We start from the raw sequence: 22,309 nt of genomic DNA, 5'->3' as shown, positions 1-22,309 counted from the left end.
GACGTAAACAGGCGGCTGGCCGCTTTAAATCACGCCGAACTGGTTTGCGTTGAGAATGGCTATATCCGTTGTGGCCGCACCCAGCTTATGGCGCGCCACACGCAGGCATAGCCGCACGACGGGCTCGGACAGTTTGAGCTTATGGGCAATTTCATGCCCCAGAAGCCCTTCCGCCGCCAGTTTCAAACAGTCTTTCTCTTCCCGGGACAGATCCATCACGCCATTGGTCTGAAAGGCTGTAATCCGCAGATAGGCCTCATGCACATAATTGGCCAGCATCTGGTAGTCCCGCACGTAGCTCACGCGGGCGAGACCTTCAAACTTATGGGAGTCATTGCTGGTAATGGCGAACAGGCCGCGAGAGCCATCCGTCCCCAGCAGAGGAATGCTCAGCGCTGCATTCCCCAGACTGTAATCCAGCCCTTCCATGAGCATACTGTAGGCCTGCGTGCCTTTTTCAATCTTCAAATCCCGCCATTCAAACGGCAGACCATTGTGCAAACCCCGCTGGACGACAGGGTCAATCAGCAGGTAGTTCTGGTTATAATACCGCTCCTGCCATTCCCGGGGGTAGGTCGTGCAGGTAAACCCGTCAGGGTTTAGAAAAGCTTTGCCTGAACCCGCAAAATAATAAACAACATTATTCATGTTGCATTTTTCAGGAAGTGTTTGCAAAGCAGCCGACAACTCTTCCAGAGACTGCGCGCGTGTAATGGCCGAAACCAGGCCCTGCAAAGCCTTGGGAAGAATAAGGGTCGGTGCTGTTTGTTTCAATCTCATAACCCCAACCTTACTATCGTATCTTCTAAAGTCTGGCCAGCATACGCCCCGTTCTGCGGCCCTTCTCATTAAAAATAAGTTGCTTTGTTCAAAACGGGCGGAGCTGCAGTTCTGACAGATGCCGCAAGGCCAGAGGGTTGACATCCCACACCCCCACAGCGAAGTCCTGCCCGTTGATCTCGCCCTCACAAATAGGAAACGGCAGGCATTCCAGACGCCGGTACAACCGCAATTTGGACTTGGGATACGTGCCGACAATCTGCTTGATGCCGTTCGCAAACCCGCGTGCGTAGGCCGTTTTCAGCACGTCCAGCAGCAGATTGCGCCCTGCCAGAGAGGATGTATCCGCCGTGGTTGAGAAATAGGAAAGCTCCCAGATATCTGAGCTGATAATATCCGGACATCCCTGAAAATAAGGCGCAAACTCCTGCCGCAACATGGTTGGCCCCGTTGTGGGCATAATGCGGACGGCAGCAACGGCCTCATCCTCCATCCCCACGATATAAAAGGGGCTACAGCGCCGGTCATACTCATCTTCTACCGGGCAAGGCTGAAAGGCCTGATTCCATTCTGGATAATTTTCAAAAAACTTTTTCCGTGCGCCAAGCATCTTCTCGTAAACTGGAAGACACTGCTCTCGCTCATCATAAGAAAATTCATAAATCATAAGTGCTACCTGCTTTTAATCTCAGCCCCATATAAGTTTTGACTTATCCCTCTCTATTTTGTTTGGCGTCTCACACTCTGCAAGAGTGGCCGTGCATATAGTGAACGGCATGCAAAGTGATATTTAAAAATTTATAATATAACGGACATTTTAACGATAAAACTCAACCAAACTACTCTTTATAACACATCATACTCTCTGAAGTTCCCGCCATGACTGGCCTTTTTCAGGCGGGGTTTCTATGCAGAAAATAAAGCAGAATTATGCCAAACTTGTTTAGCTCCACATTCATTTCCTCAAGGGCATTCTCTCCTTTTGAAGGGTTATAATGACTGAATGAGGAAAACAAAAAAGGGAACACACCGGGATGTGTTCCCCTTTCTTATAGTCTGTGTGGGAACCGATCAGAAATCGGCTTTTTCATGCTCGGTTGAGACGAACTTGATCAGCGTATGCGCCTTGACCGCTTCCGGCCCGCCTTCAGTGCCGTAACCGGAATCCTTGATGCCGCCGAAGGGCACTTCCGGCACGCCAAGACCGTGATGGTTAATGGCGATCATCCCGGCTTCCACCTGTTCACCCAGCAGACGCTCCGTGCGCTCGTTGCGGGTGTAAGCATACGCCGCCAGACCATAGGGCAGACGGTTGGCTTCCTTCACCGCATTCGTCAGCGATGTGAATTCGGACACAAGAGCAATCGGGCCGAACGGCTCTTCCTGCATCACCCGCATGGACAGGGTGGGGTTAAGGATAAGCGTGGGGGCAAAGAAGCAGCCTTCATTGGGCAGCGGCACGTCAGCCTGCCAGATGGTGGCCCCTTTCTCCCGTGCATCGTCGACCAGTTCCGTCAGGGCTTTCAGGCGGCGTTCGTTCACCACAGGCCCCATGGTCACACCGTCATCAAGGCCTGAGCCAACCTTGAGGGCGTTCATCTGCGCCTTGAATTTGTCCACAAAGCTGGAGGCAACGCTCTTGTGCAGCAGGAAGCGCGTGGGGGCGATACAGACCTGCCCGGCATTGCGGAACTTGGCGGCACACAGGCGCTGAGCAGCGGCGTCCAGATCCGCATCTTCACACACGATCACCGGGGCATGGCCACCCAGTTCCATGGTGACGGGCTTCATCTGCGCGCCTGCGAGGGACGCCAGATGTTTGCCAACCGGGGTGGAGCCGGTGAAGGAGATTTTACGGACGACCGGATGGGCGATCAGATATTCGGAAATTTCCGCCGGGTTGCCATAGACCAGAGAGACCGCGCCCGCCGGAACCCCGGCATCACAGAACGCGCGCAGCAGTTCCGCCGGAGAGGCCGGAGTATCTTCCGGGGCTTTGACGATGACGGCGCACCCGGCGGCCAGAGCGGCACCCAGCTTCCGGGCAATCTGGTTGATGGGGAAGTTCCACGGTGTAAAGGCCGCGACGACACCCACGGGACGATGCAGCACGCGCTGCTCCACATTAGGCACACGCGGCGGAATGAGCGTATCATTCAGGCGACGGCCTTCCTCGCCAAAATATTCAATGACGCCTGCGGCCCCTTTGATTTCGATAATGGCCTGCTCAAGCGGCTTGCCCTGCTCGCGGCTCATGATGCGGCCAATGCTCTCGGCGCGCTCACGCAGCAGATTGGCAGCCTTGCGCATGATGACAAAGCGGTCCCACGCCGTAAGCGCCCGCCATGCGGCAAAGCCCTGAGCAGCCCCTTCGGCCACCCGTGCCAGATCGGCTTTGGAGGCGTGGGCAATCTTGCCGATTTCTTCACCCGTGGCGGGGTTGAAGACCGGCAGCGTGCGGCCATCTGCCGCACCCTGCCACTGCCCGGCCACCAGAAGCTGTGTGCTGATAAAGTCCTCTGACATTGCGTATCTCTCCCACTGGAACGACAGACACGCCACCATGACGCTGCCTTATGATCCTTAAGGAGAGAGCATCATCAGGATAGGGATGCAAGGGGGCACGTCTGGTGCCCCCGCAGGAGTCAGGCGAACAGCTTTTTCAGCTCATTGATAACATGCACGCTGGTGATGAGGCGCGTGCATTCAAACTGGCGCGGCGTGTTCTCATGCCGGGGGCACCACAAGAAGTTGTGATGGTCAAACCGCTCCGTGGGGTCATTCCAGCAGGAGTTGCAGGTGTGCCAGTTGATGACGCGGTAAGGCGTTTCAAACTCATTGGTCGGGTGTGTGAAGCCGGAGATCATCACGACCTCCGTGCCTGCAGCCCAGGCCAGCCAGGCCAGACCGGAACTGAGGCCGATAAACGCATCCGCATGCTTCAGCCAGCGGGCGCGCTCGGCCAGCGGGCGGTTGCCGGTTTCATCTTCCGCCCCATGGGGGATGTAGTTCCAGACGAGGCCGGTGCCGTGCACGGTTTTCTGGTCAATACAGATCACCCGGTAGCCTTTTTCCTTCAGGAAGGCGATGACCTCCTGCCAGCCGGTCGGGTTGTTCCAGTATTTGCACTGCGTGCTGGCCTGCACGGCGATACAGACGTACGGCTCCGCAATAGGGCGGCTGTCATCCGGCAGGTGCAGACGCGGGGCTTCCTCATGCGGGGAGACGCCCAGAATATAACCGGCGGTGCGGTGCAGGCCGACAAAGCGGAAGTCGGTAGGCTGCTGGTTATTCTCTTTGTCGTCAAAAAACAGGCCGATGCAGTACGTGGCGTAAGCCTTGGCCGGCACTTCGGCCTTCTCGGCGTCTTCCGACGTCATGAGGGTGATGTTGGGGTAAGCATCCTTGAGCAACGGCAGGATGAGGCCGGAGAGCAGGCAGGTGACTTTCGCGCCGCGTTCTTCCGCAAAGCGGGCCACATACGGGAACCACGCCAGCGTATCCCCCAGCGTGCCCACCGGCAACTGAATAATAACCTCCTGCCCGCGTGCATCATACTCATGCTGGAAAACAGGCCGCTCGACACCATCCGCGCCGATATCGATCACCTCAATCCCAAAGCGCACATAGTAGCGTTTGCTGGAAGAAATGGTGGCTCCGGCGGCCTCATGATGGAAAAGGATATTCCCCGTATCCAGATCCCGCAGAATGACGCGCCATTTCCCCTCTTTGCGCTCGGGCACATGCACGCGTGCGCCGAGATTGAAATCGAAGCGGATCCCCTGCGGGCCTTCCAGCACCGGCAGCGGCGGGGGAGCCAGATAAGCCGGTTTGCCATCAGGCTGCCCCGAAGGCTGAGCGGCAGAGGCCTCCCCTCCCGGCTGCTGGGGGGCTTGCTGTACGGCTTGAGCCTGAGCTTCGGCCTGGGGAGCGGGAGAAGCGGGTGCTGCGGTTTCAGACAAAGAGGATCACCTCGTGAAAGACAAAATTTTTGTAATAAAAACTACTAAATCAAGGTCTTATAAAGACAATTCGCATTTGTCTATGTAACTCCTGATTTAACACTGTGTCATTCTTCATGAAAACATCACCACACTAACACCTAAAAAAGGGTAAACTCTCACACACTATTCCCTAATTTAAGGTTGGTTTGATGCGGGTTTTTTCTCGTCGTTCTGCTCTGGCAACATCCTGTGCCGCGGCCCTCTACGGAAGTGTGCGGCAGGCGGGAGCTGCACCCTCCCTCACCCCGCGCCCCTTGGTGTTTGCGCACCGGGGTGCGTCCGCCCTGCGGCCCGAACACACACTGGCCGCTTACGCCCAGGCCATTGCTGATGGTGCGGATTTTATCGAGCCCGACCTTGTGATGACCAAAGATGGCGTGATGGTCTGCCGCCATGAAACCAATATTGCCGAGACGACGGACGTTGCGCAGCGGCCGGAGTTTGCCAGCCGCAAACGCACCGCCACCATTGATGGCACGACAGCCACTGGCTGGTTTACGACGGACTTTACCCTTGCGGAGCTGAAAACCCTGCGAGCAAAGGAACGTCTGGCAACGCTGCGTGTGCATAACACCCGCTTTGACGGACATTTTGATATTCCGACCTTTGAGGAAATGATTGATTTTGTCGCTGCTGAATCTGCCACGCGCGGTCGGGTTCTGGGGCTGATCCCCGAAATCAAACATTCCACGCACTTTCATACGCTGGGGTTTGACCCGGAGGCCGTGTTCCTGCGCACGATTGCAGCCCATGCCTATACGCGCACCGCCCCGCTGGAAGTGCAGTCCTTCGAGACCGGAAACCTCCAGCGCATTGGCGCAGATGTGCATGTCATCAACCCACAGGCGCGGCTGATGCTGCTGATGGGGGAACGCAAAGAGGTGCCACCTGATCTGGCCGCCAAAGGCCAAAAAACCACCTTTGGAGACCTGATGACCCCGGCGGGCCTGAAAGACGTGCGGCGTTATGCGGATGTGATTGGCCCGTCCCTGACCGACCTTATTCCGCGCGATGCGCAGGGGGCGTGGCTTGAGCCGTCCTCTCTGGTGGAGGATGCGCATGCGGCGGGGCTGCTGGTGCATGCCTATACCTGCCGCCCGGAAAACCATTTCCTGCCGCGCCAGTTACGCAATGCGGACGGAGATGCAGCCCGCAATGTGCACGGGTCCATTCAGGAAATTCAACGCTATCTTGATATGGGGCTAGACGGGTTTTTTACCGATGATCCGGCCATTGGCCGCCGGGCGGTGGACCACATCTGAGGATGGGTCGTCGCTGGCTCAGGCTGGTGGCGTGTCCTTGAGGACGAGGGGTAACCCTGCTGCAATAAACAGGACTTTTCCAACTTTCTCGGCCAGACGTTGATGGAGAAGGCCTGCTTCATCCCGAAACTGCCGGGCCAGTTTATGTTCCGGCACAATGCCAAGCCCGACCTCATTCCCCACCAGCACGGTGGGAGCGCGGCGTTCGGCCAGAGCGGTGATGAGTGCGTGTGTGGCGTCTGGAATGCTGCGCTCTTCCAGCAGGAGGTTAGTCAGCCACAGGGTCAGGCAGTCCAGCAACACCGGGCGGTCGGTATGGGCACGCAGAACATCGGCCACTGCGAAAGGTTCTTCCACCGTCTGCCAGCCCTCTGCCCGACCGGCGCGATGGTGCGCGATACGGTCCTGCATTTCCGTATCAAACGCGCGGCCTGTGGCCAGATAGACCCACGGGGCGGGCAGCGCTGTTATCAGGGCTTCCGCATGGCGGCTTTTGCCGGACCGCGCTCCGCCCAGAATGAGCGTTGTTGCGGACAGACCTGCGGGGAGCTGCGCAGGGTCGTTCTGCGTGGCTGTGACGGGCGTGGGTGCAGGCGCGGTCTGCCCATCTGTTGGTGTGCCTGCCGGACTGGCCGGGTCTGCCTTGAGCGTGATGGAGGTCATGCGCAATCCGCTTTCTGCTGCCGTGGGGTTGTGGGGTTGTGGGGTTGTGGGGTTGTGGGGTTTATCACAGCATAGCAGGTAGGATCATGCCTCGGCTTTTTTTCTGGTGTTTCGGTGTGCTTTGTATGTTTTGACTATGGGGGCTGAAGCTGTTGTTTACGGCCTTAGCAATTAAGACAGCTTTCGACTTCTTTTGAGACGAAATCACTAAACCGCCTGCAGCCGAAAGCCCACATGAGTATAATATAGGTCAAGTCCGTTACTTGCGACACTACATCACATGGTGTCGAGCACTATTTTTAAATCCGACTGATTGAGGAACAAATGACTACTTTCTCCGAAGAAGATGTACAAAAGCATTTATTCGCAGTCGGCTTAGATGCCGTCCTTGAAGACGATGAAGTGAGACTAGAGGCGGCTACACCGACATCCTCGGGCGCACTTAGTGAATTTGATATTCCTGATTTTGAACTCTGGAAGCTTCTGAAAGAGCGAGCCCTTGAGAAGCTACGTTATCTTCACGATCTTACACGCGGGGGTGAATTTATTGGTGCTGGGATTAATTTACCTATCGACAAGACGAGACATATGTTCCTCGATTTACTAGGCACTCATGAAGATGGTATTTTTATACTTGAGCTAAAAATTAACAGAGCGGCAGAACGCAATGCATTTACGGAGCTTCTCGCATATAGCAATTATATTTCTAGTCTTTTTCCTGGATCAGGAGAAAAAGACATTTTCAATATTCTTGTGGCTCCTATTGAAGCCAAAATTGCGAAGCAGGCCTACCTGTATGACCTGCTGATTTCTGATCGAAATATTGTCTTGTATCAACCAAAATTTCCTGATGCTAGCGTACAGAGCCTACGTCTATCTCTTTATATTCCCGACGATGAAGAATTTCAAAATTTTGCTAATTGTTTGTTGTCACATAATGCAATGGCTTGTGTAGTTGCGTCTTTTCCGGACATCCCGGGATGGATCGAATATGACGAAGAAAATCGTTCTTTTTTACCTGTTCATACTTGCGATACACTACGAAATATCACTTCGTATGCCGCCCAACTAATGGAGAAAGAAGGTCTCCATGGCTTTTGCTTTATTCGCAAACGCTGGCATGAAATCCAGATGTCCCTTGTAGGGGAAGAACGCTCTGAACTTATTATCTGCGCCCTGAATCCTTTTCAACTTACTGATGTAGATCGAACAAGCCTCATCACTAGTCAATTGAAAAAGGAGGATCGTAGCAGCTTTTCAGAGATCCCAAAATTGGGCTTTGATGGTCGATTATTGCTTATAGCCGAACGAGTTATCAACGACTGTATTGAAGAAAATTTTCCAGTTGAGTTTGAAACGCCTTATTGGGGTGGGATGGTGACTAGTATGATCGAGACTGTTTTCGCTCACCATCTCGGGTTTCGCCTAACTGGCATGTTGCGAGAGGCTTATGTTGAGCATCTCGCCGCAATGCGTCGGTATAATGCCTCATTCCCTGAAAGGGCGGTTGACGTGAAGCGCCTTCAAATCGACGATATTATTAGTTGGCTTCGCGCATGGACGTTCATGGAAGCTTGCGGATTTGTCTCAAAGGAGACAAGCTAAAGCATCGTATTCGTTAAATGCCTGCGTTCTAGTTTTCATGACTGATAACTGACATTCGGTTTACCCTGCAAAACCAGCTGCCGACTAAACGGAAACAACGCCCATAGGCGGAGCTTGCTCTCCGGTCCCAACCTGAGCGGGTATGATTTTTTCTTTCATAAGCGGTCCCTACTCCGCGGACCACTCTCCTCAGAGCATAACAATCCGTTACCGCAACAAGGCATCTTGTCAGGCGCGGATTTACGTGACACACATGTGTCACAACTACATATGTGTGCCACATGCTCCGCGACGAATATGCAGCCCAGACCCGGCAACGTATTATTGAGGCTTTCATTGCTCTGCTTGAAGAGAGCGAGGACAGCAGTATTGCGACGTCTGCTCTTGCAAAAAGGGCGGGTGTCTCACTGCGGACGGTGTATCGTTACTTTCCTTCCCGCGACGCTCTGCTTGCGGCAACGGCTGACTGGCTGAATACGGAGGTCTTCGGGCTGGCGTCACAGGATGACCCGGAGGGCGTTGTCAAAGGGTTTCAGGTCGCCGTTGGGAAGTTCGACAATCGTCCGGATCTTGCCCGTATTCTTGCGCTCACGCGCATTGGGCGCTCCATGCGCAGCACGTTCCGGAATGAACTGGCTTCTCGGAGACGGAGCCTCTTATGGAATGACACACCCGACATCCCTGCCCCAGACCGATTGCGGGCGGAGGCTGTTCTGGCCTGTCTGGACAATGTTCAATCCTGGCTGACGCTCAGAGAAGAGTTCGACATGGATGCGAAGGAGATTGGGACGACCATCGGCTGGGCGATGGAACTGGTGCTGAATGAGACCCGGCGCTCTGCTCCGGCCAAAAAGAAAAAGCCGTGATGTCCACTTTCCCGAACAGGCGGGCCGTAGCGCTCGGTTTTGGCATTCCATGCATTGCGATTGTTCTTGTCGCACCATTTCTCAGTTGTCTGCCAGTTTCGGTTTTCGGGATTCCCATTGTTTTTATCTGGCTCTTTGCGTGGTTCCCGCTGACATCATTGTGTCTTTGGCTCTGTGAGAGGCTGAGATGACCGGGATTATTGTCGCCTGCGTCCTGCTTCTGTCGCTCGGTGCAGCGTGGCTTGCGCGCGTGCGGTCCCGGCATATGTCGGTCGAAACGCTGCTTGTGGCAGACCGGTCGTTACCCGCATGGGGTCAGTTACGAGACCATGGTGGATGGGTTTATTGATGGCCTTCGACGGGCGAAAGAAGAGCTTGGGATTACTGGCCGTCTGATTCCTGCCATCAACCGGGAACTCGGGCCGGAGGTCGCGATAGCGATGGTGAGAGACGTTCTCGCCCATCCGCGGGAGGAGGTTATCGGGATCGGCATGGACTGTGCCGAATTCAAAGGCCCGCCGGAGTTGTTTAAGGATGCCTATGCTCTGGCCCGGTCCGCCGGCCTGCGTTGCACGGCGCATGCCTGTGAGGACAATCAGACGCTGACGCAGGCACCGCCGCGCAATGTCGAAACCTGCCTTGATGTTCTGGGCTGTGACCGGATTGACCACGGCTATAATATGCTGGCGGACCCGGTTCTGACATGCCGGTGCAGGGAACGTGGTGTGCCGTTTACCGTCTGCTCCCATACCTGTGTGCCGCAGCGTATGGAAAAACGGGCAGAAACGCTGAAAGCGATGCATGAGGCCGGGCTGTTTCTTGTTCCCTGCACAGACGACCCGCCGATGTTCGGGACGGATATTGGCACGACGTATGTGACGATGGCGCGCGTTCTGTCACTGAGCGTGGAAGAGGTCGCGGCGATGTCTCTGCGGACACTCGACGCCTCGTGGCTTTCGGACGCGGAAAAAGCGGCCATGAAGACAGAGTTTGAGGCCGAAATTCAGTCTCTCAGTATGATAAAGGCCTGAAGAGTGGGGAGGAAAGAGGTCTTCCCCTTATTTCCATACCTCCTGCTGGATGGAGCGTTCGAAAAACAGGGTTATGATGTGGAGTCTTTAGACTGTATCCATGCGGCCCATGAAAACGAGCACACTCCACGATCCGAAATGGTCGATTGACTCCCTCTCCGCCCTGCGGGCTGCCTGCGTGGCATTGCCGGGGGTGGATGCAGCGGCTCAGCAGCAGATTGCCGACCGCGAGGCCAAGCTGACCAAACCGGCGGGCAGTCTGGGGCGGCTGGAAGAGCTGACGCGCTGGCTGGGTGGCTGGCAGAAGCGGGCGCAGCCTCAGCTTGAGCGGGTGCAGATCCTGATTTTTGCGGGCAATCATGGCGTGGTGCGGCAAGGTGTGTCGCCCTGGCCGCAGGATGTCACTGTGCAGATGGTACAGAATTTTGAAACCGGCGGCGCGGCCATCAACCAGCTGGCCCGCGTGGCGGATGCCCGGTTGCGGGTGGTGCCGGTGCTGGGGCTGGCTTCCACGGCGGATTTCACCACCGCTCCGGCCATGACAGAAGCCGCGTTTCTGGAGGCTGTGCAGACGGGGTATAACGCGGCACCGCGGGACTGTGACCTGCTGTGTCTGGGGGAAATGGGCATTGGCAACACCACGGCGGCGGCAGCGCTGGCGGCAGGGCTGTTTGGTGGCGTGGGGGCAGACTGGGCCGGGCGTGGCACGGGGCTGGATGCTCCGGGTGTGGCGCACAAAGCGCGGGTGATTGATGCCGCGTTAGCGTTCCATAAAGCGGAAATGGCAGCGGCACAGGGTGCCTCTGAGGCAGGAAGCCGTTACGCAAAGCCATTCGGCACTGTGACACCCGCATCCGGTGAGCAAAGGGTTGATAGTCATGGTAAGGTATCTGACGCTGAGTCTGGCGTAGCAGGCGTGGCCGGGTTTGACCCACTTGAGGTCGCCCGCAGGCTGGGCGGGTATGAACTCGCGGCTTTGCTGGGGGCAGCGCTGGCGGCGCGGCATTACGGTATTCCGGTGCTGCTGGATGGATTTGTCTGCACGGCGGCAGTGGCTCCGCTGGCACGGCTGGCGGCTGGCGGGCTGGACCATACGCGCCTCTCCCATTGTTCTGCAGAAGCAGGCCATGCGCGGCTGGCGGAAAAGCTGGGGCTGGTGCCGTTGCTGGACCTTGGTTTACGGCTGGGGGAAGCGTCGGGCGCGGCACTCGCGGTGCCGCTGCTGCGGGCGGCGATGGCCTGCCATAATGGCATGGCGACGTTTGCGCAGGCTGCGGTTTCAGGCCGCGCATGAGCACCCCGACCCCGGCAGACTCCTTTGGTGCGCGGCTGCGGCTGGATCTGGCCTGCGGGCTGAGTTTACTGACGCGCCTGCCCGTGGGCTGGCTGCTCTCCCCCACGCAACGCGCCAGCACGGCGCTGTGGCCGATGGGCCGTTCCATCTGGTGCTGGCCGCTGATTGGCACGGCGATTGGCTTGCTTGTCGGGGCAGTGTTCTGGCTGCTGCGGCTGGGCCATGTGGCGGCGTTGCCGGCGGCGGGGCTGGCGCTGACGTTCCAGTGTGTGCTGACTGGCGGCCTGCATGAAGATGGGCTGGCTGACATGGCCGATGGCTGCGGCGGGGCCACACGGGAGCGTCGGCTGGAGATTATGCGCGACAGCCGGATTGGCAGTTATGGCGTGATGGCGCTGGGCCTGAGCCTGCTGGTGCGGGCCTCGGCTGTGGCGGCCCTTCCGGCGGGAGTAGCTATGCTGGCGCTGGTCGCGTCCGCGTGTCTGTCGCGGGCGGTGCTGCTGGTGTTGCCTGCCTGCCTGCCCCCTGCCCGGCCCGATGGTCTGGCCCGCTCGCTCAACCCGCTGCCGCGTGGGTCGCTCTGGATGGGGCTGGCTCTGGCGGGGGTGAGTGTTGTGGCCTTGGCCGGGGAGATGGCGAAAGCAATGGCCTGTGCAGGCTTTGAAACTGCGAGGATGGTATGGGTACGCACCGGCGGTGCAGCACTGTCAGGCAACGCGGTTGGGCAGGGCATGACGCCGGATGCTGGGCGGCAACTGCTGCTATCTGGCGGCGGGGGCTGGCTTTATGGCAACGGTGTTCTGACCGCACTGATGAGCCTGTCCGCTGTGGCGATAGCTCTTGCGGCCTGCGGGCTGGTGGGGGTGGCCGCGCGGCGGTTGCTGGGCGGCTATACGGGCGATGTGCTGGGGGCGGCTGCGGTGTTCACCGAGTGTCTGGTGCTGGCGGGTTTCACGGCGCTGTTCTGAATCCAGAGGTCCCACCTGCTTTTGTATGAATTGACAGGGGCGGAGGGGCCGTTCAGACTATGCGCTGATCTGAGGAAGCTGGTGAGAGTCCGGCACGGTCGCGCCACTGTAATCCGCTTTTTAAAAGTGGGAAGTCAGACCCTCAGCTTGGTTTTTTCCACCGCGGAACGCGTTTTTACCAGCGGAGCCTGTTTGATGATGCACCCCTCTTCCTCCCGCGCACGGGCCATTGCGGCTCCCGCACCTGTTGCCATTCCGGTTGGCGCTCTGCTGCCGTGGGCGGTGTTTGGCCTGCTGCTGTCTGTGCTGATGCTGTATTTTGTGGGTGCGGAACAGGGTGCTGTCTCCCTGATTTCTGGCCATGAAGTGCATGAGTTTGTGCATGATGGCCGCCATCTGCTGGGCTTCCCCTGCCACTAAAGAGCAGGGATTTTTCCTGATGATTGCTGGACGTTTGCTGGCACGCGGCATGATTGCCGGGTGCCTTGCGGCGGCGCTTGCCTTTGTGTTTGCCCGTTTTTTTGGGGAACCACAGGTCGCGCTGGCCATTGCGTTTGAAGCCGCCCGCAGTGCGGCTGAAGGGGCTACCCCGGAACCTGAGATGATCAGCCGCTCCGTGCAGGCCAGTTACGGTCTGGCGACAGCCACGGTGCTGTATGGCGCGGGATTTGGCGGGTTGTTTGCGCTAGTCTTTTCCTTTGCCTATGGGCGGCTGTCTTTCCAGTCCCCCCGCGTGCTGGCGCTGTTGCTGGCTGTGGCGGGGTTTGTGACTGTGGTGCTGGTGCCGGACCTGAAATATCCGCCCAACCCACCCGCCGTGGGCAACCCGGCCACGCTGGCGCTGCGCACGGAAACCTATTTTGTGATGATTGCGCTGTCCATTTGCGTAGCCGCCATTGCCTGCCTGATTGGCCAGAAAGTGACCCAGATGCGCGATGCGTGGACGGGCTGGCTGTGTGGGGGAGCGGTGTTTATTCTGCTGGTTGCCCTTGTGCAGTTTGGCCTGCCGGATGTGAATGAGGTGCCGGACGGATTTCCCGCTGTGGTGCTCTGGCGCTTTCGGGAAGCAGCCCTTGGCATGCAGGTTGTGCTCTGGGGCAGTATGGGCCTGATTTTTGGCGCGCTGGCAACCCCGGTGCTGACAGGCCGCACTCAGCGATCTTAAACGAAGAGGCTTGCACCGCGCGGCAGGGTGTGCCAGCGTTTTCACTGCGATTTGTCAGTGAGTCGTTTGCAAAGAAGGGGTTGGACAATGCCTGCACGGTGCAAAGCAAAAGCTGTGAAAAAGCCGGCTTTTCAGAACATGCTGCTGTTTCCTGTCACGTTCGTGCCTCTGGCGATGCTGTATGTGGCAAGCCTGTCCGTGAGCGACTTTGATAAAGGGCTGATTGATGGGGCTCTGGCGGGTATGCAGATGCTGATGGTTCTGGCCCTTTACCGGTCCAAAACTTCCAAAAAATAACGCTCTTTTCCCACTCAGATTTTTGGTAGGTGCGTCTGCTCAGGCGCATCTGCCGCAAGGTGCGCGCCTGCCGCCTGCTTTGCCGTAAGCGCGTCCAGTTCCGCAGCGTGGTCAGTAGCCCCTGTGTAGAGCATTTCTATCGATTCAATAAAAATCTGGCCTGGGCTTTACCAATTGCTGGACCACGACCAGCACGTTTTTTGGTCTGTTTGCGCGGATGCGGGTTGAGTGGCTGATACCATAAGGCGCACTTCTGATCCCGCCCCATCTGTGTTGGGCGAAAGGCATGACAGCCTTTGGCTTTTCTATTTCGAAATGATCTGATTATCTTTAGTTTGATAGAAAGGTTCAGGACCAGATTAGATTTGCCTGCCTTAAAGGTGCATTTTTAAAGTGAAGGGATTGCAGCCATGTCAGACACCACAAAAAAGATTGCCATAGTGAGTGTCTCCGGACTGATTTTTATCGTCCTCGACGTTGCACTTGTTGAGCATTTTAAACTCAGAGAGCATTTTTGGATCAATGTTCTCGTGATGTTTGGGTTGGCCCAGCTTTGCACAGCCTTTGTCACAAAAGCCTTGCGCCGCCGGTAATACGCACTCCCCTCGGTTTTAGGGCACACCCAGCATCCGCACGCGCCAGTTTCCGGCGTGGTGGGTGAACAGGCTGGTTGTTTCAGGGGCGATGTCCAGCCGGGTGGCCATGTCCACGCCGCCTTGCAGGATATGCGTGGCGAGGGCGCGCACGACTGCGGGGCGGGCGATAAGCAGCACTGTGAGGGCGCTTGTGCCTGACGGTGTGCGGGGCTGTTTGCCTGATGAGGCAGCGGGGCCAGTTCCGCTTGGGGAACTGTTTGAAAGGTTGCCAGAACCCGGTTCGACTTCTGCCATTTCCTCTTGGGATGCGGTGGTGAGCCACGCACCAATTCGGGCGTGAAACTGGTTAAGGCTCTCCCCCTCCGGCGGGGCAAAATCCGGGTCGTGCAGCAAGGCGTTCAGGGCTTCGGGCGGGAGAGCGCGCAAGGCCTGTCCGTGCCATGTGCCGTAATTCCGGTCCTTCAGGCTGGCGGTGTGTGTGAGGCCGCATTCGGCGGAGACTGTGGAGAAATCGGGGCTTTCGGGCGCGTCTTTTGCCTGAGGCATGTGGGGCTGCCTGGCAGATTGGGGGGCGCGGCCTGCCGGGATGGCGTCGGGGTCAGGGAGGGGGCGTGCAGTGTCCAACCCCTCGCAGGTGCAATCCTCGGCCAGAATGATCTGTGTGAAGCGTGGTGGTTTGCGGAGTTGCGGGAGGGTGAAGCCCTCCGCTCCGGTGGGGTAGCGGGCTGCTGTTTTCGCCTCGCGGGGTGGGATGCGGCCTTGTTTGGCGGCGTCTGGGAGCGTGGTGGTCAGGCACACAAGCCGGATGGTCTGGGTCTGCGGAACCGCAGACCGGGACGGAGTGGGCGTTGGGATCAGAGACATGGTCAGGAGCCGGGTTGGGATACGGGGCTTTTGGGGGACGCGGCCCATGCCTGCAAGGCGGTTTCCAGCCGGGACCATGCGGCGTCTGTTGCAGGCAGGCCTAGGCGGAGGCGGCCCGGCTGGTCTGCAAAAATGCGGGTCACGAGGCCGTAGGTGCAGAAATGTCGCCAGAGGCTCGGAGCATCGGGATGCAGCACTAAGGTGAACAGGCTGGCCTGCCCGGTGTGACGCAGGCCGGTAGCATCCAGAAGGTTTGTCAGGCGGGTATGGGCAACGCGGGCCTGTGTTCTGGCAGTGCGGAGCCATGCGGTGTCCCGCAGGGCCTGCCGTCCGGCCGCCAGACCGAGGCTGCCCACAGGCCATGACCCAAGCACAGCGCGGGCTTGTGCGGCGGTTTCCGGGCTGGCGAGTAGAAAGCCCAGCCGCACACCGGGCAGGCCGTAGGTTTTGCCAAAGGAGCGCAATACAACCAGTACGGGATGCGGCAGGAGGGGGGCGACGCTCTGCTGCTCAAAATCTGCGAAGGCTTCATCCACGATCAGAATAGTGCCGTGCGCGGCGCAGGTGTTGGCCAGTGTGTGCAACCAGTCGGCTGAGAGAAGGCGACCATCGGGGTTGTTGGGGTTACAAACCACGCAGACCGTGCCGGGCTGGGTGGCGGCCTGTTCCAGTGCTGCGGGGTCCGTCACCTGTTGCACCGGCACGCCCTGCAAACGCCATGCCTGCGCGTGGCCGGAATAGGTTGGCCCCAGCAGGCATACACGCTGCGCTGGCAGCAGGCGCGGCAGCAGGGCAATCAGGCTTTGGCTCCCGGCCCCGGCCACTACCATGTCGGGATTGCTCAGCCCGTAGGCGAAGGCGGCGGCGGCCTGAAGATCGGCTTCCTCGTCTTCTTCCGGCAGGCGGGCCAGCACCGCCGGGTCTGGCATCCGGAGGGGATAGGCATACGGGCTGATGCCGGTGGAGAGGTCATAATAAGGACGCGGTGCGCCGGGGAAATGGGCCATGACGGCTCTGACCTGCCCACCGTGGATTGGGAATGGGAGAGCCTCTGACGGCACGGACGCGGTGGCAGAAACCGGCACGGGTGGCGTAGTGCGCACCGGGGGTGAGGCAGCGCGCACTGGTGGCACGGATGCTGACTCAGGGATGGCAGCGGACGGGGCGTGCGTGGTAGTCTGCGGGCTTCCCTGCATGCTTTCGGTCGGTTTTGCTCCGGCCTGCCCGATGAGTGAGTCTGCTGCCCGCATGGTGTTCCCTCTTTCCGTCACGCTCCCCGTAGCAGCCCTTGCCGCCATTCTGGAAGCCGCTTGCGGTTATCCCCCTGCCCTGCTGGCGGCCATCGGGCATCCGGTGATGTGGATTGGGGCCTTGATAGACAGGCTGGACACCGCCCTCAACCAGCCAGAATTTTCCGAGCGGAAACGCCGCTGGATGGGCGTGCTGGCGTTGATCCTGATTGTGGGCGTGCCGCTCTGGGTAACCGGGGCCGTGCTGGATGTGGGGTATCGCTTTCTGCCCGCCCCCGTCATGCTGGGGGTGCAGGCCTTGGGCACCTGCACGCTGGTCGCGCAGAAATCCCTATGGGAGCATGTGCGCGCTGTGGGGGTTGGCCTGCGGCAGAACGGGCTGGCCGGAGGGCGGCAGGCTGTGGCGCAGATTGTCGGGCGGGACACCGCAGCGCTGGATGAAGCCGGGATTGTGCGGGCCGCGCTGGAAAGTCTGGCCGAGAACTTCTCTGATGGCATTGTAGCCCCCCTGCTCTGGGCGGCGGTGTTCGGCCTGCCGGGAGCAGTATTCTACAAGGCCGTGAATACGGCGGACAGCATGATTGGCCACCTCACCCCGCGCCATGCCGCTTTTGGCTGGGCGGCGGCCAAACTGGATGATGCGGTGAATCTGCCTGCCTCCCGCGTGGCGGCACTCTGCCTCATTCTGGCGGCCCCGGCGGAGAACCGGGCCGCAGTTCGTGCAGCGGTGCGACGGGACGCGCCGCGGCATCGGTCCCCCAACGCAGGCTGGCCGGAAGCCGCTATGGCCGGAGCCTTAGGCCTGCGGCTGGCGGGGCCGCGCCTGTATAAAGGGGTGCGCGTGGAGGATGCATGGATGGGGGCCGGCACGCCGGAGGCAACGGTGGCGGATCTGGACCGGGGGCTGGTGCTGTATCGGCGCGCCTGTCTTATTCTGGCGGGGGTCTTGCTGGTGGGGGCACTTCTCTTCATGATCCCGGCATGACAGCCCCCCTCTTCTCCCCCGCTTTTCGTGCCTCTTTGGATCAGCTTTTTACATGGCGGCGCGATGTGCGCCATTTCCGCACAGACCCGGTGCCCGAGGCCGTGCTGTCTCGCCTTCTGGAAACTGCCTGCCTTGCTCCCTCCGTGGGGTTGAGTGAACCCTGGCGCTTTGTGCGGGTGGATGCCCCGGCGCGCCGTGCTGAAATCCGGGAAAATTTTTCCCGCTGCAATGCGGAAGCACTGACCGGCCATAGCGGCGATGACGCCCAGCGTTACGCCACGCTCAAGCTGGCCGGGCTGGATGATGCCCCGCACCATATTGCCGTCTTTTGTGACACCAACCCCGCACAGGGACGCGGGCTGGGGCGCGGCACCATGCCGGAAACCACGGTTTGGTCTGCCGTTATGGCCATTCACACCTTCTGGCTGGCTGCCACGGCGGAGGGTGTCGGGCTGGGGTGGGTCTCCATCCTGAACCCGGAGGACGCCAGCCGCACGCTTTGTATTACGCCGGACTGGCAGTTTCTGGCCTATCTGTGCGTAGGCTATCCGGCGGAACAGGCCGACACGCCAGAGCTGGAACGGCGTGGGTGGGAACAGCGCAACCCGGCCCGCAAACAGTGGATTAACCGCTGAGTCTGGACTGCTGCCGGAGGGGGCGCACTGTTTGCCCGTATGGCTGCCCTGCATGCCCTCTGGAAAACCATGACAGAATTTTGATGGTTTATGAGACTTTCCTATAAATAAAGGCCGTCTTTCAAACCAGAAATCGGTCTGAAAAGTGCCCTGACACGCCCAATAATTTTCTCTTCCCTGCGTTTTCAAAGCGTCAGAAGAGTATAAAGTTTATTTTAAGGAACTGCGGTATATACTCGATTTTTATAAATCTTAGTGCGCTGAATAGTTTCAGACTTGCCTTGATATAATTAACAGTATGTAATATTGACATGAATCATTGAGATTTCTACCCATTTCACACAAAAACAGTTTATCTATAACAAAGTTTTATAATTTCCTGAGGATTTAGTGTGAAACCGCCTGCGCTCCGGGATTCTACCGAGACCAGAAAACTGGATACCAGACTTCTCCTCGGCACGGCTTTGGTCTGTGTTTTGAGCAAACCGTCTCTGGCACATGCTGATGACGCGCAGGAACTCGCAGCCATTAAAGAGCAAATGCGCAAGCTGGCAGCCCAGGTGGAAGCCATTGAGCATCGGCAGGCGCTCAAACACGGACAAAGTGGGCGTCAGGTGGCCTCGGCACGGAACACGGCCAGTGTGCGGACGGCAGGTTCAAAAGGGGCTTCCTCGGCGGGTGTTCGCACCGCCAGCAGCACGCATGGTGGCTTTTCGGACGGGCTTTCCGGCCTGCGGACAGATGGACCGGCTGATCCGGGTATTCGCTTCTCCGGCGGGGCCCAGCCTATTGAGGTTGGCGCCAATCAGAACCCGACCCTGCACAGCGGTTCAGGCTTTGCTGGGTTTAAATGGATGCCGCCGGCACCGGAACACCAGACATCCAAATCCGCTATCGATCTAAGCTCTTCCAGCCCGTCCTCCATTACCCAGACGGACGTGGACCGCCTGCCCCCCATTTTCAGCATTGGCGGCATTTCTGTCCGGCTGGGCGGGTTTGTGGAATTTTCCAACATCTGGCGTGATTCCAACATGACCAGTGGCCCCGCCACGGCCTGGAACAACTTCCCCTACGCCAACAGCCCCAACCATGGGCTGAGTGAAGAACGCATGTCCGCGCAGCTCAGCCGTATGTCCGTGCTGATGGAGGCCAACCCCTCCAAATCCGTCCGGTTGCAGGCCTATGTGGAAAGTGATTTTGGCGGCTCTGCCGGCACGACAAACAGCGTGCAGATCAGCGGGTACACGCCGCGCCTGCGGCAGGGCTACTTTACCTTCACCCAGAAGGACTGGGGCCTGCATATCCTGATGGGTCAGGCCTGGAGCCTTGCCACCAACTACGCCAAGGGCATTCTGCCGCGCCAGGAACAGTTGCCTGCGGTGACGGATAACAACCAGATCCCCGGTATTACCTTTACCCGCGTCCCGCAGATCCGCATTGGCAAGGACTGGCACCAGAAATACTGGCTGGGCCTTTCCGTGGAAGATCCGCAGGCGACGGTTGCCTTCTCTTCCGCTCTGTCTTCCGGCGGCACCCTGCCCGCGGCTTATGGAGAGAAGGCCGGGACACGCGTCTTTTATTCCAACGCAGGCGGCGTGCTGCTGAACCCGAACACGCAATATACCTACAACCCCGCACCGGACATTATTCTGAAAGGGGCTGTGGATACATCTGTCGGGCATTATGAAGTGTTTGGTCTGGCCCGCTGGTTCCGCTCCCTTGCGGTGGAACCGGGCATGACCACCACCCGCAAGCACACCACATTTGGGGGTGGCGTTGGCGCGGGCATGACGGTGCCGCTGGGCACCAAAAAGCTCCAGATGGCCGGGAATGTGACAGCGGGTGAAGGCATTGGCCGCTATGGGCCAAGTCTGATCCCGGACACCACGCCCAACGCGCGGGGTGCTTTGTCCCCCGTGCCGGAGCTGATGGGCTCCCTTGGTCTTATCGGGCATCCCACACCGTCCGTGCTGCTCTACACCTACGGGGGTATCGAGACAGCGGGACGCAAGCGGTACATGGGCGCAGATGGCGCACAGTATGGCTACGGTGTGAATGACCTCAATCTGGGCGGGTGCGACGTGGAGTTTGGCTCCTGTAACGCCCAGACACGCACGCTGGCATCCCTCACCACTGGCGGCTGGTGGCACTTCGTTGAAGGCCGCTACGGCAGTGTGATGGGGGGCCTGCAATACACCTATATCCGGAAGTTTGCCTTCAGAGGCAATGACGGCAGCAACAACAGTGTGTACCCGACAACTTCGGGCAACACAGTTTACGTCACCTTCCGATATTTGCCGTTCCAGTAAACTGGAATGGTAAAATACTCGCCAAAGGAGAGAGAACTCGATGTCTTATACAGTTGGCACTTATCTTGCTGAGCGTCTTGCCCAGATTGGTCTGAAGCATCACTTTGCAGTGGCAGGGGATTATAACCTTGTGCTGCTCGACCAGCTTCTGATGAACAAAGAATGCGAGCAGGTTTACTGCTGTAACGAGCTGAACTGCGGTTTCTCTGCTGAAGGCTATGCCCGTGCAAACGGCGCTGGTGCTGCGGTTGTGACCTTTAGCGTTGGTGCGCTGTCCGCACTGAACGCCATTGGTGGCGCTTATGCAGAAAACCTGCCGGTTATTCTGATTTCCGGCGCTCCGAACTCCAATGACCACGGCAGCGGGCACATCCTGCACCACACCATTGGCACGACGGACTATTCCTACCAGTTGCAGATTGCTGAAAAGCTGACCTGTGCGGCTGTTTCCATTACATCTGCTGAAGATGCACCGGAAAAAATCGACCACGCCATCCGCACCGCGCTGCGTGAGAAGAAACCGGCTTATATTGAAATCGCCTGTAACGTCTCTGCACAGCCCTGTGCGGCCCCCGGCCCCATCAGCGCTGTTGTGGATGCCCCGGCCTCCAACAAGGCCACCCTGGACGCAGCCGTAAAAGCTGTTGCGGACTTTATTGAAAAGCACGAAAAGCCCGCCATTCTGGTTGGCAGCCGCCTGCGCGCCGCCGGTGCGGAAGAAGCCGCTGTGAAGCTGGCTGACGCTCTGGGCTGTGTTGTGGCCACCATGGCTGCGGCCAAGAGCTTCTTCCCGGAAGATCATCCTTCTTACGTTGGCACCTACTGGGGCAGCGCCTCCACGCCGGGTGTGAATGAAATCTTTAACTGGACGGACAGCATTATTGCGCTGGCCCCCATTTTTAACGATTACTCCACCGAAGGCTGGACGGCATGGCCGCAGGGCCCGAACGTGGCTGTGCTGGACAAGAACATCACCAAGCTGCACGGCTACGCCTTCGACAACATCCACCTGAAGGAACTGCTGGAAGCTCTGGCAGAGTACTTCAAGAACAAGCCGAAGAAGGATTCCACGCTGGTCCAGTACAAGCGTGTGCACACCGAACGCACGGTGGAAACCACCGGCAAGGGTGATGACGTTCTGACCCGTGCAGACATCCAGCAGACGCTGCAGAGCCTGGTGACACCGGAAACCACCATTGTTGGTGAGACGGGTGACAGCTGGTTTAACGTCATGCGCACCAAGCTGCCGCGCGGTGCCCGTGTGGAACTGGAAATGCAGTGGGGCCACATTGGCTGGTCTGTCCCGGCGGCCTTTGGTTACGCTGTGGGTGCCCCGGAACGCCGCACCATTCTGATGGTGGGTGACGGCTCCTTCCAGCTGACGGCGCAGGAAGTGGCGCAGATGATCCGCCGCAAGCTGCCGGTTATCATCTTCCTGATCAACAACGCTGGATACACCATCGAAGTTGAAATTCATGATGGTCCGTACAACAACATCAAGAACTGGGATTACGCAGGCATCATCAGCGCGTTCAACGCTGAAGATGGCAAAGGCAAAGGTCTGCGCGCCAACACGGCGGGTGAACTGGCTGATGCGGTGAAGGTCGCGCTGGAAAATAAAGAAGGCCCGACCCTGATCGAATGCGTCATTCCGCGTGATGACTGCACGTCCGAGCTGATTTCCTGGGGCCGCCATGTGGCCACGGCAAACGGCCGTCCGCCTGCAAAATAAGTC

The 22,309-nt window shown here is 58.5% G+C and carries 21 protein-coding genes and 1 riboswitch; of the genes, 14 read left to right on the top strand and 7 right to left on the bottom strand.

Going from position 1 to position 22,309, the window contains the following annotated elements:
* Nucleotides 1-24: 24 nt before the first annotated feature.
* From AD930_RS13705 to AD930_RS13690, 4 genes are all read right to left on the bottom strand, one after another.
* Nucleotides 25-780: a helix-turn-helix transcriptional regulator gene (locus tag AD930_RS13705; protein WP_061506673.1), complete on the bottom strand. Its 756-nt coding sequence runs from the start codon at nt 778-780 to the stop codon at nt 25-27.
* Nucleotides 781-868: 88 nt separating this feature from the next.
* Nucleotides 869-1,447, bottom strand: a complete 579-nt coding sequence (locus tag AD930_RS13700; RefSeq protein ID WP_061506672.1) for an acyl-homoserine-lactone synthase — start codon at nt 1,445-1,447, stop codon at nt 869-871.
* Nucleotides 1,448-1,851: 404 nt separating this feature from the next.
* Nucleotides 1,852-3,306, bottom strand: a complete 1,455-nt coding sequence (locus AD930_RS13695) for an NAD-dependent succinate-semialdehyde dehydrogenase (RefSeq protein WP_061506671.1) — start codon at nt 3,304-3,306, stop codon at nt 1,852-1,854.
* Nucleotides 3,307-3,425: 119 nt separating this feature from the next.
* A complete protein-coding gene (locus AD930_RS13690) occupies nt 3,426-4,742 on the bottom strand; it encodes an autotransporter strand-loop-strand O-heptosyltransferase (protein ID WP_082781896.1) in 1,317 nt (438 codons plus the stop codon).
* 191 nt (nt 4,743-4,933) lie between these two features.
* Between AD930_RS13690 and AD930_RS13685 the strand changes: the two genes are divergently transcribed.
* The gene (locus AD930_RS13685) at nt 4,934-6,046 is read left to right on the top strand and encodes a glycerophosphodiester phosphodiesterase family protein (RefSeq protein WP_061506670.1); all 1,113 of its coding nucleotides are present in this window, start codon (nt 4,934-4,936) and stop codon (nt 6,044-6,046) included.
* An 18-nt stretch (nt 6,047-6,064) separates the two neighbouring features.
* On the opposite strand, the gene cobU is transcribed toward AD930_RS13685, so the two are convergent.
* Nucleotides 6,065-6,709, bottom strand: a complete 645-nt coding sequence (gene cobU, locus AD930_RS13680; RefSeq protein ID WP_082781895.1) for a bifunctional adenosylcobinamide kinase/adenosylcobinamide-phosphate guanylyltransferase — start codon at nt 6,707-6,709, stop codon at nt 6,065-6,067.
* A gap of 324 nt (nt 6,710-7,033) precedes the next feature.
* On the opposite strand from cobU, the gene AD930_RS13675 reads away from it, so the two are divergent.
* The 9 genes from AD930_RS13675 (at nt 7,034) to AD930_RS13635 (ending at nt 14,528) form a co-directional block, all read left to right on the top strand.
* Nucleotides 7,034-8,314, top strand: a complete 1,281-nt coding sequence (locus AD930_RS13675; protein WP_061506669.1) for a hypothetical protein — start codon at nt 7,034-7,036, stop codon at nt 8,312-8,314.
* A 281-nt stretch (nt 8,315-8,595) separates the two neighbouring features.
* Nucleotides 8,596-9,180 (top strand): TetR/AcrR family transcriptional regulator, encoded by a 585-nt coding sequence (locus AD930_RS13670; protein WP_061506668.1) that lies wholly within the window; start codon nt 8,596-8,598, stop codon nt 9,178-9,180.
* A 284-nt stretch (nt 9,181-9,464) separates the two neighbouring features.
* Nucleotides 9,465-10,211 (top strand): adenosine deaminase family protein, encoded by a 747-nt coding sequence (locus tag AD930_RS13665; RefSeq protein ID WP_244150595.1) that lies wholly within the window; start codon nt 9,465-9,467, stop codon nt 10,209-10,211.
* A gap of 100 nt (nt 10,212-10,311) precedes the next feature.
* Nucleotides 10,312-11,505 carry a nicotinate-nucleotide--dimethylbenzimidazole phosphoribosyltransferase gene (locus AD930_RS13660; protein ID WP_408735777.1) on the top strand — a complete coding sequence of 398 codons (1,194 nt, stop codon included), beginning with the start codon at nt 10,312-10,314 and terminating at the stop codon, nt 11,503-11,505.
* A complete protein-coding gene (locus AD930_RS13655) occupies nt 11,502-12,473 on the top strand; it encodes an adenosylcobinamide-GDP ribazoletransferase (protein ID WP_061506667.1) in 972 nt (323 codons plus the stop codon). The genes AD930_RS13660 and AD930_RS13655 overlap by 4 nt, the downstream gene beginning before the upstream one ends.
* Before the next feature lie 46 nt (nt 12,474-12,519).
* Nucleotides 12,520-12,649: riboswitch (adenosylcobalamin (AdoCbl) riboswitch) on the top strand.
* 19 nt (nt 12,650-12,668) lie between these two features.
* Nucleotides 12,669-12,893 carry a CbtB domain-containing protein gene (locus AD930_RS13650; protein ID WP_043549773.1) on the top strand — a complete coding sequence of 75 codons (225 nt, stop codon included), beginning with the start codon at nt 12,669-12,671 and terminating at the stop codon, nt 12,891-12,893.
* Between the two features lie 22 nt (nt 12,894-12,915).
* Nucleotides 12,916-13,638: a CbtA family protein gene (locus tag AD930_RS13645; RefSeq protein ID WP_061506765.1), complete on the top strand. Its 723-nt coding sequence runs from the start codon at nt 12,916-12,918 to the stop codon at nt 13,636-13,638.
* Between the two features lie 87 nt (nt 13,639-13,725).
* Nucleotides 13,726-13,935 (top strand): hypothetical protein, encoded by a 210-nt coding sequence (locus tag AD930_RS13640; RefSeq protein ID WP_061491384.1) that lies wholly within the window; start codon nt 13,726-13,728, stop codon nt 13,933-13,935.
* 410 nt (nt 13,936-14,345) lie between these two features.
* Nucleotides 14,346-14,528 carry a hypothetical protein gene (locus AD930_RS13635; protein WP_061506666.1) on the top strand — a complete coding sequence of 61 codons (183 nt, stop codon included), beginning with the start codon at nt 14,346-14,348 and terminating at the stop codon, nt 14,526-14,528.
* A gap of 18 nt (nt 14,529-14,546) precedes the next feature.
* Here AD930_RS13635 and AD930_RS13630 read toward each other — a convergent pair whose 3' ends face one another.
* Together AD930_RS13630 and cobD are read right to left on the bottom strand one after the other, a co-directional pair.
* Nucleotides 14,547-15,395 (bottom strand): histidine phosphatase family protein, encoded by an 849-nt coding sequence (locus AD930_RS13630; protein WP_061506665.1) that lies wholly within the window; start codon nt 15,393-15,395, stop codon nt 14,547-14,549.
* Between the two features lie 2 nt (nt 15,396-15,397).
* Entirely contained in the window at nt 15,398-16,402 is a 1,005-nt protein-coding gene (gene cobD, locus AD930_RS13625; RefSeq protein WP_061506664.1) for a threonine-phosphate decarboxylase CobD, read from the bottom strand.
* A 241-nt stretch (nt 16,403-16,643) separates the two neighbouring features.
* On the opposite strand from cobD, the gene cbiB reads away from it, so the two are divergent.
* From cbiB to AD930_RS13605, 4 genes are all read left to right on the top strand, one after another.
* Entirely contained in the window at nt 16,644-17,630 is a 987-nt protein-coding gene (gene cbiB, locus AD930_RS13620) for an adenosylcobinamide-phosphate synthase CbiB (RefSeq protein ID WP_061506764.1), read from the top strand.
* On the top strand, nt 17,627-18,265 hold the full coding sequence (bluB, locus tag AD930_RS13615) for a 5,6-dimethylbenzimidazole synthase (RefSeq protein WP_061506663.1): 639 nt from the start codon (nt 17,627-17,629) through the stop codon (nt 18,263-18,265). The genes cbiB and bluB overlap by 4 nt, the downstream gene beginning before the upstream one ends.
* Nucleotides 18,266-18,699: 434 nt before the next feature.
* Nucleotides 18,700-20,574, top strand: a complete 1,875-nt coding sequence (locus tag AD930_RS13610) for a hypothetical protein (protein ID WP_061506763.1) — start codon at nt 18,700-18,702, stop codon at nt 20,572-20,574.
* A 40-nt stretch (nt 20,575-20,614) separates the two neighbouring features.
* Nucleotides 20,615-22,306 (top strand): alpha-keto acid decarboxylase family protein, encoded by a 1,692-nt coding sequence (locus tag AD930_RS13605; RefSeq protein ID WP_043549626.1) that lies wholly within the window; start codon nt 20,615-20,617, stop codon nt 22,304-22,306.
* Nucleotides 22,307-22,309 lie beyond the last annotated feature (3 nt).

This window comes from Acetobacter malorum (genome assembly GCF_001580615.1).
Classification (GTDB): domain Bacteria; phylum Pseudomonadota; class Alphaproteobacteria; order Acetobacterales; family Acetobacteraceae; genus Acetobacter; species Acetobacter malorum.
This window is presented reverse-complemented; position numbering and strand designations above follow the sequence as displayed.